Annotated in this window: 11 protein-coding genes and 1 pseudogene; 10 read left to right on the top strand and 2 right to left on the bottom strand. The window is 72.6% G+C overall.

From position 1 onward, the window contains the following. The 6 genes from BZY54_RS42870 to obgE form a co-directional block, all read left to right on the top strand. The coding region (locus BZY54_RS42870) for an Rne/Rng family ribonuclease (protein WP_425276377.1) at positions 1-4320 on the top strand (4320 nt) is incomplete at its 5' end. A gap of 108 nt (positions 4321-4428) precedes the next feature. Continuing rightward, on the top strand, positions 4429-5181 hold the full coding sequence (locus BZY54_RS42865) for a phosphocholine cytidylyltransferase family protein (RefSeq protein WP_086730778.1): 753 nt from the start codon (positions 4429-4431) through the stop codon (positions 5179-5181). Continuing rightward, positions 5169-6230: an iron-containing alcohol dehydrogenase family protein gene (locus tag BZY54_RS42860; RefSeq protein WP_086730777.1), complete on the top strand. Its 1062-nt coding sequence runs from the start codon at positions 5169-5171 to the stop codon at positions 6228-6230. The genes BZY54_RS42865 and BZY54_RS42860 overlap by 13 nt, the downstream gene beginning before the upstream one ends. Positions 6231-6418: 188 nt before the next feature. Continuing rightward, on the top strand, positions 6419-6739 hold the full coding sequence (rplU, locus tag BZY54_RS42855) for a 50S ribosomal protein L21 (protein WP_028422127.1): 321 nt from the start codon (positions 6419-6421) through the stop codon (positions 6737-6739). Between the two features lie 14 nt (positions 6740-6753). Then, entirely contained in the window at positions 6754-7008 is a 255-nt protein-coding gene (gene rpmA, locus BZY54_RS42850; RefSeq protein WP_086730776.1) for a 50S ribosomal protein L27, read from the top strand. A 172-nt stretch (positions 7009-7180) separates the two neighbouring features. After that, entirely contained in the window at positions 7181-8617 is a 1437-nt protein-coding gene (obgE, locus tag BZY54_RS42845; RefSeq protein WP_086730775.1) for a GTPase ObgE, read from the top strand. Positions 8618-8747: 130 nt separating this feature from the next. Here obgE and BZY54_RS42840 read toward each other — a convergent pair whose 3' ends face one another. Beyond that, a complete protein-coding gene (locus BZY54_RS42840) occupies positions 8748-9389 on the bottom strand; it encodes a TetR/AcrR family transcriptional regulator (RefSeq protein WP_208640938.1) in 642 nt (213 codons plus the stop codon). An 81-nt stretch (positions 9390-9470) separates the two neighbouring features. Here BZY54_RS42840 and BZY54_RS42835 point away from each other — a divergent pair, with 81 nt between their 5' ends. Next, a complete protein-coding gene (locus tag BZY54_RS42835; RefSeq protein ID WP_425276376.1) occupies positions 9471-10976 on the top strand; it encodes an FAD-dependent oxidoreductase in 1506 nt (501 codons plus the stop codon). Between the two features lie 221 nt (positions 10977-11197). Here the strand turns inward: BZY54_RS42835 and BZY54_RS42830 are convergent, their stop codons facing one another. Continuing rightward, positions 11198-13459 (bottom strand): bifunctional glycosyltransferase/CDP-glycerol:glycerophosphate glycerophosphotransferase, encoded by a 2262-nt coding sequence (locus tag BZY54_RS42830; protein WP_086730773.1) that lies wholly within the window; start codon positions 13457-13459, stop codon positions 11198-11200. Positions 13460-13855: 396 nt separating this feature from the next. Here BZY54_RS42830 and BZY54_RS54105 point away from each other — a divergent pair. From BZY54_RS54105 to BZY54_RS42815, 3 genes and pseudogenes are all read left to right on the top strand, one after another. Then, positions 13856-14348 (top strand): annotated as a pseudogene (locus tag BZY54_RS54105) (UDP-glucose 4-epimerase GalE); the annotation flags it as partial. 161 nt (positions 14349-14509) lie between these two features. Further along, on the top strand, positions 14510-15637 hold the full coding sequence (proB, locus tag BZY54_RS42820) for a glutamate 5-kinase (RefSeq protein ID WP_086730772.1): 1128 nt from the start codon (positions 14510-14512) through the stop codon (positions 15635-15637). A 143-nt stretch (positions 15638-15780) separates the two neighbouring features. Then, positions 15781-16335 (top strand): hypothetical protein, encoded by a 555-nt coding sequence (locus tag BZY54_RS42815; protein WP_086730771.1) that lies wholly within the window; start codon positions 15781-15783, stop codon positions 16333-16335. The last annotated feature ends 102 nt before the right edge of the window (positions 16336-16437 follow it).

The following is a 16437-nucleotide window of genomic DNA, read 5'->3' as shown; positions in this document are numbered from 1 at the left end:
GCTGACGGCGTACACCGCGCTGCAGGCGGGCGTGGTGCCGCCACCGCCGCCGCCACCGAGGCGTCGGCCGAGATCACCACGCCGGCCATACCGCCTGCCGAGTCCGCCGAACTCGCGGAGCAGGTGGAGCAGAAGGAGCCGGTGGCGCAGTCGGAGGGCGAGGCCGTCGAGGCGGCCGCCCTCGTCGAGGAGCCCGCGCCCGCGCGCCGCACGCGCCGTAGGGCCTCCGCACCGTCCGGGGCGCCCAAGGCCACTCGGACGGCCCCCGCCGCCGAGACCGTCGTGCCGGCGGCCCCCGCCGCCGCGACGCCGGCCGCCGAGGCCGCGGACGAGACGTCCGGCGGAACCGTGGAGACCGGCGAGGCCGCCGCGCCCCGGCGTACCCGCCGCCGCGCCACGCGCAGCGTCGCCGCGCCCGCCGCGGCCACGGCGTCCACCGGAACGGCCGAGACGGTCGCGCCCGCCGAGGCCACCGAGCCGGCTGTCCTTGCGGAGCAGGCCGCGGCCGAAGCGGCCCCGGAGACGCCCGCCGAGGCGCCCGCGCCCGCCCGTCGCACCCGCCGCCGCGCATCCGCGCCGACCGGAGCGCCGCAGCCCGGCGAGGCCGAGGCACTGGCCGAGACCGCCGTCGCCGAGACCCCCGCCGAGGAGGCGCCCGCCCCCGCCGAGGAGGAGGCCGCTCCGCGACGGACCCGCCGTCGTGCCACGCGTCGCGTGTCCGCGCCCGCGGGCGACACGGACGAGGCGGTGACCGAGGCCTCGCAGGTGCCCGCCGTCGAGCCCTCGGCCGCCGAGGCCGCCGACCAGCAGCCCGCTCCTGCCGCACAGGCCGCCGAAGAGGCGGAGGAGGCGGCACCCCGGCGGACCCGCCGTCGTGCCACGCGTCGTGTGTCCGCGCCCGCCGGTGCGCCGGCGGACGAGGTGAGCGAGCCGGTGCCGCAGACCGCTGCGGCCGTCGCCACCGCCGAAGCCGCCGTGACCAGCGAGGCTTCCGCGGCCGCTGAGACCGCTGAGGCGAAGCCCGCCGAGGCCCCGCAGGCCCCCGTCGCCGAGGAGGCCGGGCCGCGTCGTGGCCGGCGCCGGGTCGTGCGGCGTGCCGCGACCGGGTTCTCGGAGCCCGCCGCGCAGCCGGCCGCCCCGGAGGCCCAGGTCGCCGAGGCCGAGTCGCCGCGCCGCCGCGCGCGGCCGGCCGTCGCCGTGTTCCAGCCGCCGGTCTTCACCGAGCCGAAGTTCCAGACCCCGCAGCGGGCCGCCGCCGAAGCGGCCGCCGAGGCCGCCGAGACCGAGGACGGCGAGGAGACCGAGGAGTTCCCGGAGGAGCGGGCCGAGCAGGCCGAGCAGGCCGAGCAGGCCGGGACGCGCCGCCGTCGCCGTCGCCGGGGCGCCGGCTCCGGCGAGGAGCCCGAGGCCGCCGAGGCCACCGCCGAGGAAGAGGGCGAGGAGCCTGAGTCGGCCGAGGAGGCCGCCGAGGAAGAGGGCGAGGAGACCGGTTCCCGGCGCCGCCGTCGCCGCGGAGGCCGTCGCCGCCGCAGGGGCGATGCCGCGGAGACCGGCGGGGACGAGGAGGCGGAGGAGGGCGCGGAGCTCGCCGCCGCCCAGGCCGCGCAGGACGCCGAGGACACCGCCGAGCAGATCGAGGAAGACACCGAGGAGGAGGCGGAGGCCGACACGGGCGACGAGGACGAGGAGTCCGCGGGCGGCGCCACCGGCGGCAGCACCAGCAGCCGTCGCCGCCGTCGGCGCCGTCGCCGGGCCGGTGACAGCGGCGTGGACGGCGAGCCGTCCGCCGACGACCCCGAGCGCACCGTCGTCAAGGTCCGCGAGCCGCGCAAGAAGGAGAAGGACGAGCACCCGGCCGACGAGGTGCAGTCCATCAAGGGCTCGACCCGCCTGGAGGCCAAGAAGCAGCGCCGCCGCGAGGGCCGCGAGCAGGGCCGCCGCCGCGTCCCGATCATCACCGAGGCCGAGTTCCTGGCCCGCCGCGAGGCCGTCGAGCGCGTGATGGTCGTGCGCCAGCACGGCGACCGCACGCAGATCGGCGTCCTGGAGGACGGCGTGCTCGTCGAGCACTACGTCAACAAGGAGCAGTCGACCTCGTACGTCGGCAACGTGTACCTGGGCAAGGTGCAGAACGTCCTGCCGTCGATGGAGGCCGCCTTCATCGACATCGGCAAGGGCCGCAACGCCGTCCTGTACGCCGGCGAGGTCAACTTCGAGGCGCTGGGCATGGCCAACGGCCCGCGCCGGATCGAGTCCGCCCTGAAGTCCGGGCAGTCGGTGCTCGTCCAGGTCACCAAGGACCCGATCGGGCACAAGGGCGCCCGCCTGACCAGCCAGGTCTCCCTCCCGGGCCGCTACCTCGTGTACGTCCCCGAGGGCTCGATGACCGGCATCAGCCGCAAGCTGCCCGACACCGAGCGGGCCCGGCTGAAGACCATCCTCAAGAAGATCGTCCCCGAGGACGCGGGCGTCATCGTGCGCACCGCCGCCGAGGGCGCGAGCGAGGAGGAGCTGCGCCGGGACGTCGAGCGGCTGCAGGCGCAGTGGGAGGAGATCCAGAAGAAGGCCAAGAACGGCTCGAGCGCGCCGTCGCTGCTGTACGGCGAGCCGGACATGACCGTCCGGGTCGTGCGCGACATCTTCAACGAGGACTTCTCCAAGGTCATCGTCAGCGGTGACGAGGCCTGGGAGACCATCCACGGCTACGTCTCGCACGTCGCGCCGGACCTCGCCCCGCGGCTGTCGCTCTGGACCAGCGAGGTCGACGTCTTCGCCACCTACCGGATCGACGAGCAGCTCGCCAAGGCGCTGGACCGCAAGGTCTGGCTGCCCAGCGGCGGCTCGCTGGTGATCGACCGGACCGAGGCGATGGTCGTCATCGACGTCAACACCGGCAAGTTCACCGGCCAGGGCGGCAACCTGGAGGAGACGGTCACCAGGAACAACCTGGAGGCGGCCGAGGAGATCGTGCGCCAGCTGCGGCTGCGCGACCTCGGCGGCATCATCGTGATCGACTTCATCGACATGGTCCTGGAGTCCAACCGCGACCTGGTGCTGCGCCGTCTGCTGGAGTGCCTGGGCCGCGACCGTACGAAGCACCAGGTGGCCGAGGTGACCTCGCTGGGCCTGGTGCAGATGACCCGCAAGCGGGTCGGCCAGGGTCTGCTGGAGTCCTTCTCCGAGACCTGTGTCCACTGCAACGGCCGCGGTGTCATCGTCCACATGGAGCAGGCCCAGGCCGCCGCCGGTGCGGGCAAGCGCCGCAAGCGCGCCCGCGCAGGCGCCGAGCAGCCGCACGAGCACGAGGCCGTGGCCACCGAGGCCGCCGCCCAGACCGCCGAGGAGGAGGCGGAGACCGAGGCCGAGGTCGCCGCCGAGGTCTCCGAGCCGGTGGCGCTCCCCGCGCCCGAGATCGCCCCGGACGAGGAGCTGTACAGCAGCGTCGCCGAGGCGGAGGCCGCGGTGGGTCGCGGCCGCGGCCGGCGCCGGGCGAGCCGCCGGGCGTCCGCTCCCGCGGGTGCGCCGAAGGCGATGGCCGACGGCGGCCGCCCGGCCGCCACGGCTCCCACGGCCCAGGAGGTCACCGCCGCGGAGGAGGCCGAGCGCCCGGTGCGCCCGGAGCCGGCCGCCGAGGCGCAGGCCGAGCCCGTGGCCGTGGAGGACCCGGTCGTCGAGGCCGCTGCGGCGACCGAGGCACCGGCCGCCGAGGAGGCCGCGCCCAAGGGCCGTACGCGCCGCCGCGCGACCCGCAAGGTGTCTGCGCCGGCCGGTTCCCCCGCCGGGGCCGAGGCGGCCGTGGTGACGGTGCCGGAGGCCGCGCAGACGGCCCCCGAGCCGCAGCCCGCCGCCCCCGCCGAGGAGACCCCGGCGGCCGAGCAGGCCGAGGTGCCCGCCGAGGCCGCCGCCCCGGCCCGTCCGCGCCGTCGCGCCGTGCGCAAGGCCACCGCGCCGACCACGTCCGAGGAGGCGGCAGTCGTGGTCGTCCCGTCGGCTCCGGCTGAGGAGGAGGCCGCCGAGGCGCCCACCGTCGAAGCCGCGGCGGCCACCGAGCCGGTGGAGCCGGCGGCCGAGAGCGCGGAGCCGGCCGAGGAGGCCGCTCCGGCCAAGAAGACGGCCCGCAAGGCCGCCAAGAAGGCCACGGCGAAGAAGGCCGCCACGAAGAAGACGGCGGCCAAGAAGACCGCCGCCAAGAAGGCGACGGCCAAGAAGGCGGCGAAGACCGCCAAGACGGCCACGGCGGCGAAGAAGTCGGCGTCGAAGAAGACCGCGGCGGCGCAGCAGTCGCTGCCGTCCGTCTCGGCGGCGACCGACGAGGGCTGATCCCCTCGACCGATGCGGTGTGGTCCCGTCCCTTCGGGGGCGGGACCACACCGTTTTGCGCGGCCTTCACCAAAGGCCGCGACCTGCGACATAAGGAGAGAACCGCGGATGATAGGCCTCGTGCTGGCGGCCGGCGCCGGACGGCGTCTGCGCCCCTACACCGACACCCTGCCCAAGGCGCTGGTGCCGGTGGGGCCGGAGGACGCACCCGACAGCCTGACGGTCCTGGACCTGACCCTGGGCAACTTCGCCGAGGTGGGTCTGACCGAGGTCGGGGTCATCGTGGGCTACCGCAAGGAGGCCGTGTACGAGCGCAAGGCGGCGCTGGAACAGAAGTACGGCCTGAAGCTCACCCTCATCGACAACGACAAGGCCGAGGAGTGGAACAACGCCTACTCCCTGTGGTGCGGCCGTGAGGCACTGAAGGACGGCGTGATCCTCGCCAACGGCGACACCGTCCACCCGGTCTCCGTGGAGAAGACCCTGCTGGCCGCCCGCGGCGACGGCAAGCGGATCATCCTCGCCCTGGACACGGCGAAGTCCCTGGCCGAGGAGGAGATGAAGGTCGTCGTCGACCCCGACAAGGGCGTGCGGCGGATCACCAAGCTGATGGACCCGGCGGAGGCGACCGGCGAGTACATCGGTGTCACGCTGATCGAGGGCGAGGCGTCGGCCGAGCTGGCCGACGCGCTGCGGACGACCTTCGAGCGGGACCCGCAGCTGTACTACGAGGACGGCTACCAGGAGCTGGTCGACCGCGGCTTCCAGATCGACGTGGCGCCGATCGGCGACGTGAAGTGGGTGGAGATCGACAACCACGACGACCTCGCCAAGGGCCGGGAGATCGCGTGCCAGTACTGACCCGGCTCATCCCCTCGCCGGTCGCCGTCGACATCCGCCCCGGTGCGCTGAACGACCTGGCGAGCGTGCTCGCCGACGAGCGGATCTCGCACTCGGGGCGGCTGGCCGTCGCGGTCAGCAACGGCTCCGGGGCCCTGCTGCGCGAGCGGATCGCGCCCCTGCTGCCCGGTGCCACCTGGTACGAGGTGGGCGGCGGCACCCTCGACGACGCGATCCGGCTGGCCGACGAGATGAAGTCCGGCCGCTACGACGCGGTGGTCGGCCTCGGCGGCGGCAAGGTCATCGACTGCGCGAAGTACTCGGCGGCGCGCCTCGGGCTGCCCATGGTGGCCGTCGCCACCAACCTCTCCCACGACGGCATCTGCTCGCCGGTGTCCATCCTGGACAACGATGCCGGACGCGGCTCGTACGGCGTGCCCGCCCCCATCGCGCTGGTGATCGACCTCGCGGTGATACGCGAGGCACCGCTGCGGTACGTGCGCTCGGGGGTCGGCGACGCCCTGTCGAACATCTCGGCCGTCGCGGACTGGGAGCTGTCCCACCGCGTCAACGGCGAGAAGGTGGACGGCCTGGCCGCCGCCATGGCCCGGCAGGCCGGCGAGGCGGTGCTGCGGCACCCGGGCGGCTGCGGCGACGACGCGTTCCTGAGCGTGCTCGCCGAAGGGCTGATGCTGTCGGGCATCGCCATGTCGATCGCCGGCCACACCCGCCCCTCCTCCGGCGCCTGCCACGAGATCAGCCACGCGCTGGACCTGCTGTACCCCACGCGGGCGGCCAGCCACGGCGAGCAGGTGGGGATCGGCGCGGCCTTCGCGACGCATCTGCGCGGGGAGCACGACCAGGCCCGGCTGATGGCCGACGGGCTGCGCCGGCACGGGCTGCCGGTGGTGGCCGAGGAGATCGGGTTCAGCGACGAGGAGTTCGCCCGGGCGGTGGAGTTCGCCCCGGAGACCCGGCCCGGCCGGTACACGATCCTGGAGCACCTCGACCTGTCACCGGAGCGCGTCAAGGCGGCGTACGCGGAATACGTCGCGGCTGTCGCCGGGTGACACGGTGGCCCGGTTTGACCCCTGCCGGGCAGGCCCCGTAACCTAGACCGTCGGCGTGTCCATTGAGCACGCCACATCCCCGTAAACCTCTTCCTCCCGGGCACTGGGTTGGCCGGGAGAGGTCGCCCGCTGTGCCGGGTGGCTGGCCTGCGGGGGTGCCGTTTCCCGAGCGAGAGAGTGAGATCCGCGTGTACGCCATCGTGCGCAGCGGCGGTCGCCAGCACAAGGTTGCTGTCGGCGACATCGTCGAGGTTGACAAGATTTCCACTGCCAAGGTTGGCGACACGGTCGAGCTCTCGACCCTGCTCGTTGTCGACGGCGACTCCGTGACCAGCGACCCGTGGGTGCTGGCCGGCATCAAGGTCCAGGCCGAGGTCGTGGACCACCACAAGGGCCAGAAGATCGACATTCTGCGCTACAAGAACAAGACCGGCTACCGCCGTCGGCAGGGCCACCGCCAGCAGTACACGGCGATCAAGGTCACGTCGATCCCCACGGCTGCGAAGTAAGGGACTGAAGAGACATGGCACACAAGAAGGGCGCATCGTCCACCCGGAACGGTCGCGACTCCAACGCCCAGCGGCTCGGCGTGAAGCGCTTCGGCGGTCAGGTCGTCAACGCGGGTGAGATCCTGGTCCGCCAGCGCGGCACCCACTTCCACCCCGGTGCGGGCGTCGGCCGTGGCGGCGACGACACGCTGTTCGCGCTCGAGGCCGGTGCGGTGGAGTTCGGTACCCACCGTGGCCGCAAGGTCGTGAACGTCGTTCCGGTCGCCTGAGTCATCTGAATCGCCTGATCAGCTGATTCATCGGTTCCGACCGAACTTTCGTCGCGCGAGGCGGACCTCACTTCCCGGTCGGGAAGGCGGGTCCGCCTTTCGCGTGTTGACGTAGAGACATTTCGTACTCCTCCGGTCTTCGGCCGGGGGGACCCCCAGGAGGCACTGCACCATGACCACCTTCGTGGACCGCGTCGAGCTCCATGTCGCCGCGGGTAACGGGGGCCACGGCTGTGCCTCCGTGCACCGTGAGAAGTTCAAGCCGCTGGGCGGCCCCGACGGGGGCAACGGCGGGCGCGGCGGCGATGTGATCCTCACCGTCGACCAGTCCGTCACCACGCTGCTCGACTACCACCACTCCCCGCACCGCAAGGCCACCAACGGCAAGCCCGGCGAGGGCGGCAACCGCTCCGGCAAGGACGGTGAGGACCTCGTGCTGCCGGTGCCGGACGGCACGGTCGTCCTCGACAAGGCGGGCAACGTGCTCGCCGACCTGGTCGGCCACGGCACCTCGTACGTCGCCGCGCAGGGCGGCCGGGGCGGCCTCGGCAACGCGGCGCTGGCCTCGGCGCGGCGCAAGGCGCCCGGCTTCGCGCTGCTCGGCGAGCCCGGGGACCTCGGCGACATCGTCCTGGAGCTGAAGACCGTCGCCGACGTGGCGCTGGTCGGTTACCCGAGCGCCGGCAAGTCCTCGCTGATCTCCGTGCTCAGCGCGGCCAAGCCGAAGATCGCGGACTACCCGTTCACGACTCTCGTCCCCAACCTCGGTGTGGTGACGGCCGGTTCGACCGTCTACACGATCGCCGACGTGCCCGGGCTGATCCCGGGCGCCAGCCAGGGCAAGGGCCTGGGCCTGGAGTTCCTGCGGCACGTGGAGCGGTGCAGCGTCCTCGTCCACGTCCTGGACACCGCGACGTTGGAGTCCGACCGCGACCCGGTCTCCGACCTCGACGTCATCGAGGAGGAGCTGCGGCAGTACGGCGGCCTGGACAACCGTCCGCGCATCGTCGTCCTGAACAAGATCGACGTGCCCGACGGCAAGGACCTCGCCGACATGGTCCGGCCGGACCTCGAGGAGCGCGGCTACCGGGTCTTCGAGGTGTCGGCGGTGGCGCACACCGGGCTGAAGGACCTGTCGTACGCGCTCGCCGACCTGGTGGCGAGGGCACGTGCCGCCCGGCCGAAGGAGGAGGCGACGCGCATCGTCATCCGCCCGAAGGCCGTCGACGAGGCCGGTTTCACGGTCTCCCGCGAGGAGGACGGTCTGTTCCGGGTGCGCGGCGAGAAGCCCGAACGCTGGGTGCGCCAGACCGACTTCAACAACGACGAGGCCGTCGGCTACCTCGCCGACCGGCTGGGCCGCCTCGGTGTCGAGGAGGAGCTGATGAAGGCGGGCGCCCGGGCGGGCGACGGCGTCGCCATCGGCCCCGAGGACAATGCGGTCGTCTTCGACTGGGAGCCGTCGGTGATGGCGGGTGCGGAGATGCTCGGCCGCCGTGGCGAGGACCACCGCTTCGAGGGCGTACGCCCGGCCGCGCAGCGCCGCCGCGAACGCCAGGCCGAACGTGACGAGGCCGAGCGGGATTACGACGACTTCGAGCCGTTCTGAGGTTCGCTGAGCCCCGTCGCCCCGGATGAGCGGCTGACGGGGCGTCGGCGGTCGTACCGGCCGTACCGGTCGAGCCGATACGCAGCCGCGGGCGGTACAACGCCCGAGCCCGCGGCTCGGAGACCGTGAGTCAGCGCTGCGCCGCCAGTTGCCGCAAGCCGTTCTCCAGCAGCGCGAACGCGTGTTCCGTGTCGGCCACGGCACCCGCGTAGCGCGTGTCGGCCGGCTCTCCGTGCGCCAGGCGGTCGGCGTTGTCCTGGGCCAGCGCCCAGTGGACCGCGACGATCTGGACGGCGGCCAACCGGGCGGTGAGTTCCGGCGTGTCCGCCGTTTCCCGCAGCGCCCGGGCCAGTGCGCGTTCCGCGCCGGCCTTGAACCGTTCCATCCGGGCCACCAGCGAGGGCGCGTCGAGGATCATCCGGGTGAGCCTGAGCACCTGGGGATGGTCGTTGAGCCCGGTGATGGGGTCCCGCTCGCGCAGCCCCTCGAGGAAGTGCTCGCGCACCGCGGTCAGCGGGGCGGTGCGCGGCGGGCGGGCCCGTACGACGCGTGCGATCTCGGTCTCGTGGTCGGCCAGGCGATGCACCACGAGGTCTTCCTTCGTGGGGAAGTAGGCGAAGAGCGTCCGTTTGGACACCTCGGCCGCCTCGGCCACCTGGGCCACCGACACCTGGTTGAAGCCGTGTTCGAGGAACAGCGTGATCGCCGCATCCGAGATCGCCGCGTGGGTCTGCCGCTTCTTTCGTTCCCTCAGCCCTGGCTTGCCGTCCACGGCGCCCACCGTAGCAGAGGGTTCACTCAGGATATTTCTGCACCTGGTATACCTTTGCCCCGAGGCGAGAAATGAGACGGAGTGAAGGTGTTGGGAGAGACCGAGATCGAGACCGAGGTCGTCATCGCGGGCGCAGGCCCGACCGGACTGATGCTGGCGTGCGAACTGACCCTGGCAGGGGTGGAGACCCTGGTGCTGGAGAAGCTGCCCCGGCGGATCGAGCAGGTGAAGGGCGGCGGGATCCAGCCCCGTACCGCCGAGTTGCTGGAGCTGCGCGGGCTGCTGGAGCCGTTGCTGGAGCGGGCCACGTCGCGTGAACCGGTGGGCGGGCATTTCGCGGCCCTGCCCGTGCCCTTGGACTGCACCCCCTGGCGGACCAGGCACCCCTTCCCGATCGCGATCCCTCAGTGGGAGATCGAGGAAGTGCTCGAGGAGCGGGCGACCGCCGCCGGCGCGCGGGTGCTGCGCGGCACAGCCGTCTGCGGGGTCGAGTCCGACGACGACGGTGTGAACGTGACGGCGGACGGTCTGCGGGCGCGGGCACGCTACCTCGTGGCGTGCGACGGCGGCCACAGCACGGTGCGCAAGCTGCTCGGGCTGCCCTTTCCCGGCAGGCCCGGGACCCATCAGGCGGCGCTGGCCGACATCCGTCTGTCCGCTGTCTCGTCGCTGGTGCCGCGGCAGGCGGGGCACATGAGCACCCTGATCCGTCATGCGGGCGGTTACTGGGGCATGCTGGTCCCGCTCGGCGGCGACCGGTACCGGTTCACCTTCGGGCGCGCGGAGCAGGCGGACAGCGACCGCGACACCCCGGTCGGCCACGAGGAGATCGCCGCCGCGCTGCAGGCCGTGTACGGCCCTGAGACCACCCTCGGCGCCGTGGACAACTCCTCGCGGTTCAGCGACGCCACCCGGCAACTGGAGCACTACCGCACGGGCCGTGTCCTGTTCGGGGGCGACGCCGCACACATCCACCCGCCGCTGGGCGGCCAGGGGCTCAACCTCGGCATCCAGGACGCCTTCAACCTCGGCTGGAAACTGGCCGCCACCGTCCAGGACCGGGCGCCGAGCGGCCTCCTGGACAGCTACCACGCCGAACGGCATCCGGTCGGGGCACAGGTCCTGCACCACACGTCGGCGCAGCGCGTCCTGGCGGATCCGAACCCGAGCGAGGACGTGGCCGCTCTGCGCGACATCTTCATCGACCTGCTGCGCCTGCCCGACACCAACCGCCATCTCGCAGGACTGATGTCGGGCCTCTCGCTGGGCTACCCGCTGCCCGGCGATCACCCGCTCACCGGGCAGCGCCTGCCGGATACGGAGCTGGTCACCGAAGTCGGCCCCACCCGGCTGTCGTCGCTGTTCGGCGCGGGGCACGCGGTCCTGCTCGATCTGGCCGGAACCGTCCCGGCCGACCTCGGGCTGCCGTCCCGGGTCGATCTCGTCCGCGCCACATGCACCGAGGACGTCGGCGCCGCCGCCCTGCTCATCCGTCCCGACGGCTACGTCTGCTGGGCCGCGGGCACCTCCGCCTCCTGCGGCGACACCCTGCTCGCCGCCATCGAAGGCAGTCTCACCACGAGTTGACGCGTCGCCGGACCGCACACCCCGGCCGGTCGCGCGCTCGACGCCGGCCCGGCCCTGCGAAGGCCGACGGCACCGACCCGCGAAGGGGCCGACGCCACCTCACCGCACGCACGACCGCGGCGCCGTCGGCAGACGATCCGCGGCGTCGCGGACGATGACGACGGCGCCGATGCCGGGCGTCGTGCTGTGGCGCCGGACTCGCGGCGGATGTCGCCTCCGGCTCAGACGGACACCGGATCGGCCGCGGGGGCGCCCGGTCCGGCGGTGGCGCCCGGTCGGGTCGGCGGGGCCGGCACGCGCTCGGCCAGCGGCACGACCGGCGGGAGTTCCGCGATCGGCTCGCCCAGGAAGACGTGCCGCACGACACGCTCGGCCGCGCGACCGTCGTCGAACTCACAGAAGCGCTGCCGGAACCGGGCCCGCGCCTCGGCGGCCCGCTCGCCGCGCCACTCGTCGGAGGAGAGCAGTTCGGTCAGCTCCTCCTGCGTCGTGGCGACCGCTCCCGGGCCCTCCCGCAGCACGTCGAAGTACGTGCCGCGCACCATGGAGTACGTGTCCCAGTCGTCCGCGAAGATCACGATGGGGCGGTCGAGGTTGGCGTAGTCGAACATCGCCGACGAGTAGTCGGTGATCAGGGCGTCGGCGGCGAGGTACAGCTCCTCCACCGACGGGTGCTCGGACACGTCGATGATCCGCCCGGCGGCCTGCAGCGTCTCGAGCCGGGCCGAACCGCCGTAGAAGTAGTGGCCGCGGACCAGCAGGGTGACGTCGGAGCCCAGCTGCTCGGCCAGTCGCTCCAGGTCGAGGCGGGGCACGAAGCCCCGCTGGTACTCGCGGTGCGTGGGCATGTAGAGGAACACCGTGCTGTTCGCGCTCAGACCCAGCTCCTCGCGGGCCTTGCGCACGTCGTCGGCGGTGGCGTTCACGAGGGCGTCGTTGCGCGGGTAGCCGGTCTCCAGGGACACGTACGAGGAGGGGTAGACCCGCTCCCAGATGGCGGTGGTGAACCGGTTGGAGGTGATGCTGAAGTCCCAGCGGTCGCAGCGCTTGAGGAGCTTGGCGAAGCTCATGTTCGTCGAAGCGGGGTAGTTGCGCTGGTCCAGGCCCATGCTCTTCAGCGGCGTGCCGTGGTGGGTCTGCACGTGGATCTGACCCTCGCGCTTGACCACGGTGTCGGGGTAGTTGACGTTGTTGACCAGGTACTTGGCGCGGGCGACGGCCGCCCAGTACTCCTTGGAGCCGATCGGGACGTAGTCCACGCCGTTGGGCACCCGGTCCACCGCGTCCGGCCGGACGGCCCACACACGGCGCATCTGCGGGGCCCTGCGGGCCAGCTCTGCGTCGATGGCCGCCGGGTTGCAGGAGACACTGCGGCCCCAGTAGGCCGAGAACACCGCCAGGTTCTCGTCCAGCGGCAGGCGCAGCTGCGACCGGTAGAAGACGCCCATCGCGCTGCGCTTGGACCGGTTGACCGCCTTGCGGGTGCGGGTCCGCACCGTCTGACGCAGCTTCACCACGGCCGTGGCGGAGGCCATCGCGGCGTATGCGTCCCGTTCCAGCATCGCGTACTTGCGGCCCTGGCCGTCGGTCGGCCGCTGGAAGCCCTTGGGCAGGCGGGCCCGGTAGTCGGCGGCGGCACGGTGGAAGAACTCCGCCCGCGCGTCGTTCGGCAGGCGCTCGGGGCGCTCCAGGACGGTCAGGTAGTGGTCGACCATCTTGCAGAACAACGGTGCGCGCCAGCGGTCGAGTTCCGGGTGGGCGTCGACGAACTCGAAGACCCGGCGGTACTGGTCGAAGACGTCGAAGTGCTTGCGGGAGACGGTCTTGAGGATGTTGCCGCCCTCGCGCCGCTGGCGGTACATGACGCAGACCTTGTCGAGCACGGCGATGCTCTCGGCGCTGATCATGGAACAGAACGTCCAGGGGGCGTCCTCGTAGTACCCCGGCGGGAAGGTGAGGCCGTGGCGGGCGACGAAGTCTCGGCGGTAGGCCTTGTTCCAGACGATCTGGAGCAGGTCCAGCAGCTCCGGCCGGTCGGCGAGGGAGAAGACGTCCGGGCCCTCGTGCTGCAGCAGGTCCGCCCGCTGGTTGCGGCTGACCCGCCCGTACCAATAGGTGCGGGCGTAGTCGAAGATCAGTATTTCGGGATCCCCGGTGTCGTCGAGGCGCTCGGATATAGCCCGCAGCGCTCCGTCCGCCAACGTGTCGTCACTGTCCAGAAACAGGACGTAATCGCCTTGGACCTTTTCCATTCCGGCGTTGCGCGCGCGGCCAAGTCCCACGTTTTCCGTGAGGTGAATCACATGAACACGGGGATCCTGTGCCGCGTACTCGTCGAGGATTGCACCCGAGCCATCCGGCGAGCAGTCGTCGACCGCGATGACCTCGAAGTCCCGGTAGTCCTGCCCGAGGACCGAGTCCATGCACTCGGCGAGGTAGCCCTGAACCTTGTACACAGGGACGACGAGAGAGAGTCTGGGCATCCTTACAACCTGTTCCGAGAACTGATCACGCGTGTGTGGGCGGGGCCGGCGCGCTCCGATTGTCGATGGACGGCGAAGCGTGGCGGCCGCATCAGCGTAAAGGATTCACTTGAAGTTGGTGTGGGCGCCGTTGCGGGATGCTGTAACACCCCTGGTGGCCCGAAGTCCTACGCGGCGACGGAAATTACCTTTTGCCCGTCCACGGTAAGAATCCCCTCATGGCCGACCGGGTTCGTTTTGACCGTTGTTGTGCCGACGTGCCGGACTCGGTTTTCCCTACGGCATCGACGGAGGTGCTCCCCTGTGAGGCGGTCGACCTCTGGACCGGCAGCGCCGAACGGGTCCCCGAGGGGGTGCCCCTCGTCGAGAGCAGTGTGCTGGACGCCTCACTCCTGGAGCGCGCGCTACTTCGACGTGGCCGGAGCGGCCGCGCCCGAACTGTCCGACTCGGGCGTCTTCGACCTCGTGCCCCTGGTGTTCGAACCGCTCGAGACGCTCAGGCGCCCCGCATCTTCGGCGACGACCACGCAACGCCCGACGGCACCTGCGTCGTGACCACATTCACGTCCAGGACATCGCCTCCGCCCGTCTCGCGGCGGCCCGGCGCCTGATCGAGGCGCCGAAGGGCGCCTCCCTCGTCCTCGACATCGGGCGCGGCGAGGAGGGTTCCCTGGCGCGGATGGTGGACCGCGTCCTCGGGGCCACGGGCAACGAGGATGTCAGGCCGGCGGTGACCGCCCGCCGTCCCGGCGCCCCGGCCCGCGCCGTCGCCTCCCGTGCACCGCATCCGCGCGGAGCCGGGCTGGACCGCCCGCCACGGCTCGACGAGATGGTCGAATCCGCCTGGCCGGGATGGCGCCGCCGGCACGGCCGAGCCCGGGGCCGGTGATCGCGACGAGAGCGCCAGCCGCACCGCCCCCGCCCCGCCGGACCACGGCCACCCTGTCCGTGTCCTGGACGAATGCGCGCTTCCCGACCCGCTTCACGTAGATTTTCGGGCAGGGAGTTCCGGGCAGGGAGCCGAGCCGACGCGAGGGGACGGAGAACGACGTGGCTGGGGCAAGGCAGGCCGTGCACGAGGCCCGCAGGATCGTCGTCAAGGTGGGTTCCTCGTCGCTGACCACAGCAGCGGGCGGCCTGGACGCCGACCGGGTGGACGCGCTCGTCGACGTCCTGGCCAAGAGTCGCGGCACGGGGGAGAAGGAGATCGTCCTCGTTTCCTCCGGCGCGATCGCAGCCGGGCTGGCCCCGCTGGGCCTGCGCCGCCGCCCCAAGGACCTGGCCCGCCAGCAGGCCGCGGCCAGCGTCGGCCAGGGACTGCTCGTGGCCCGCTACACCGCCTCCTTCGCCCGCTACGGCATCCGTGTCGGCCAGGTCCTGCTGACCGGCGACGACACCAGTCGCCGCGCCCACCACCGCAACGCCTCCCGCACGCTCGACAAGCTGCTCGCGATGGGCGCCCTCCCGATCGTCAACGAGAACGACACCGTCGCCACCGACGAGATCCGCTTCGGGGACAACGACCGGCTCGCCGCCCTCGTCGCCCATCTCGTCCACGCCGACCTGCTCGTGCTCCTCTCCGACGTGGACGGCGTCTACGACGGCGACCCGAGCAGGCCCGGCACCTCCCGGATAGCCGAGGTGCACGGACCGGCCGACCTCGCGGACGTCGAGATCGGCAGCGCCGGCAAGGCCGGCGTCGGCACCGGCGGCATGGTCACCAAGGTCGAGGCGGCCCGCATCGCGGCCGCCGCCGGCATCCCCGTGGTGCTCACCAGCGCGGTCCATGCGGCCGACGCCCTGAACGGCGGGGACACCGGCACCTACTTCCACCCCACGGGCAAGCGCTCCGCCGACCGGCTGCTGTGGCTGCAGCACGCCTCCACCCCGCAGGGCTCCCTCACCCTCGACGACGGCGCGGTCCGCGCTGTCGTCGAGGGCCGCAAGTCACTGCTGCCCGCCGGCATCGCGGCCGTCGAGGGCGAGTTCACCGCCGGCGACCCGGTCGAACTGCGCGACGGCCGGGGCCGGCCGGTGGCCCGAGGGCTCGTCAACTTCGACGCCAAGGAGATCCCCCGGCTGATCGGCCGCTCCACGCGGGAACTCGCCCGCGAGCTCGGACCTGCGTACGAACGCGAGGTCGTACACAGGGACGACCTGGTGCTCCTGCAGGCGTAATGGGCCGAAACGTCCGGGGGCCCGTGGCCTGAAGGTGGGGGACGTTCCGTAAAACCGCCCCACGGAGCCGCGCGGCCTGCTGCACTTTGTCTCAGGGACACCAACCGCACGAGCACTGGGTAAAGGAGGCCGTCGTGAGACGAGTGCGCCCTGGGGCGGCGGCGTCCCGCGGTGGTACCGGCGGGTCCCCGTCCCGTGCGGCCGGCGAGAAGCGCACCCTGACCAGCGTGGCGGCCGGTGACCGCTACGAGAAGGAACGTGCGGGGCACGCGGGGCTTGCGGGGCGCGACGCGGGTCCGGACGGGAGGGCGCGCCGGCCGGGCGAGAAGCCCGACACGGACGGGGAGCCGGCGGACCTTCCCCGGCTGTGGCACATCACCCTCCGGGTCTCCGGCGTCGAGGCCCCGCTCCAGGAGGTGCGGCGCGGCCTGGAACAGCTCGCCCACGACCATCCCTTCCTGCTGACCAGCCGCTACGCGAACGACCACGCCGAGATCCGCTACTGGGAGGAGGCCCGGGACCTGCACGACGCCGCGGCCGTCGCCCTGCGGCTGTGGGGCGAGCACCGGCAGAGCGCGAAACTGCCGCCCTGGGAGATCGTCGGCCTGGAGGTCGTCGACCGCGACACCTACCACCAGCGTCTCGCCGAGGGCTACGGCCCACCCCCGGCGACCCCGGTGGGGGTCCACCCCTTCTGAGCCCTCAACCGGAGCCCGGAGCGACGAACGCGGCGGTCCCGGGGCGAGGGGACGGCGCCGGGGGTTTGCCGGGGAGGCGTGCGAGGCGTGCCGGGACGACGC

It is taken from the genome of Streptomyces carpinensis, assembly GCF_002154505.1.
Taxonomy (GTDB): Bacteria; Actinomycetota; Actinomycetes; order Streptomycetales; family Streptomycetaceae; genus Streptomyces; species Streptomyces carpinensis.
The sequence above is the reverse complement of the archived record's forward strand: the minus strand, read 5'-3'. Positions and strand labels throughout refer to the sequence as shown.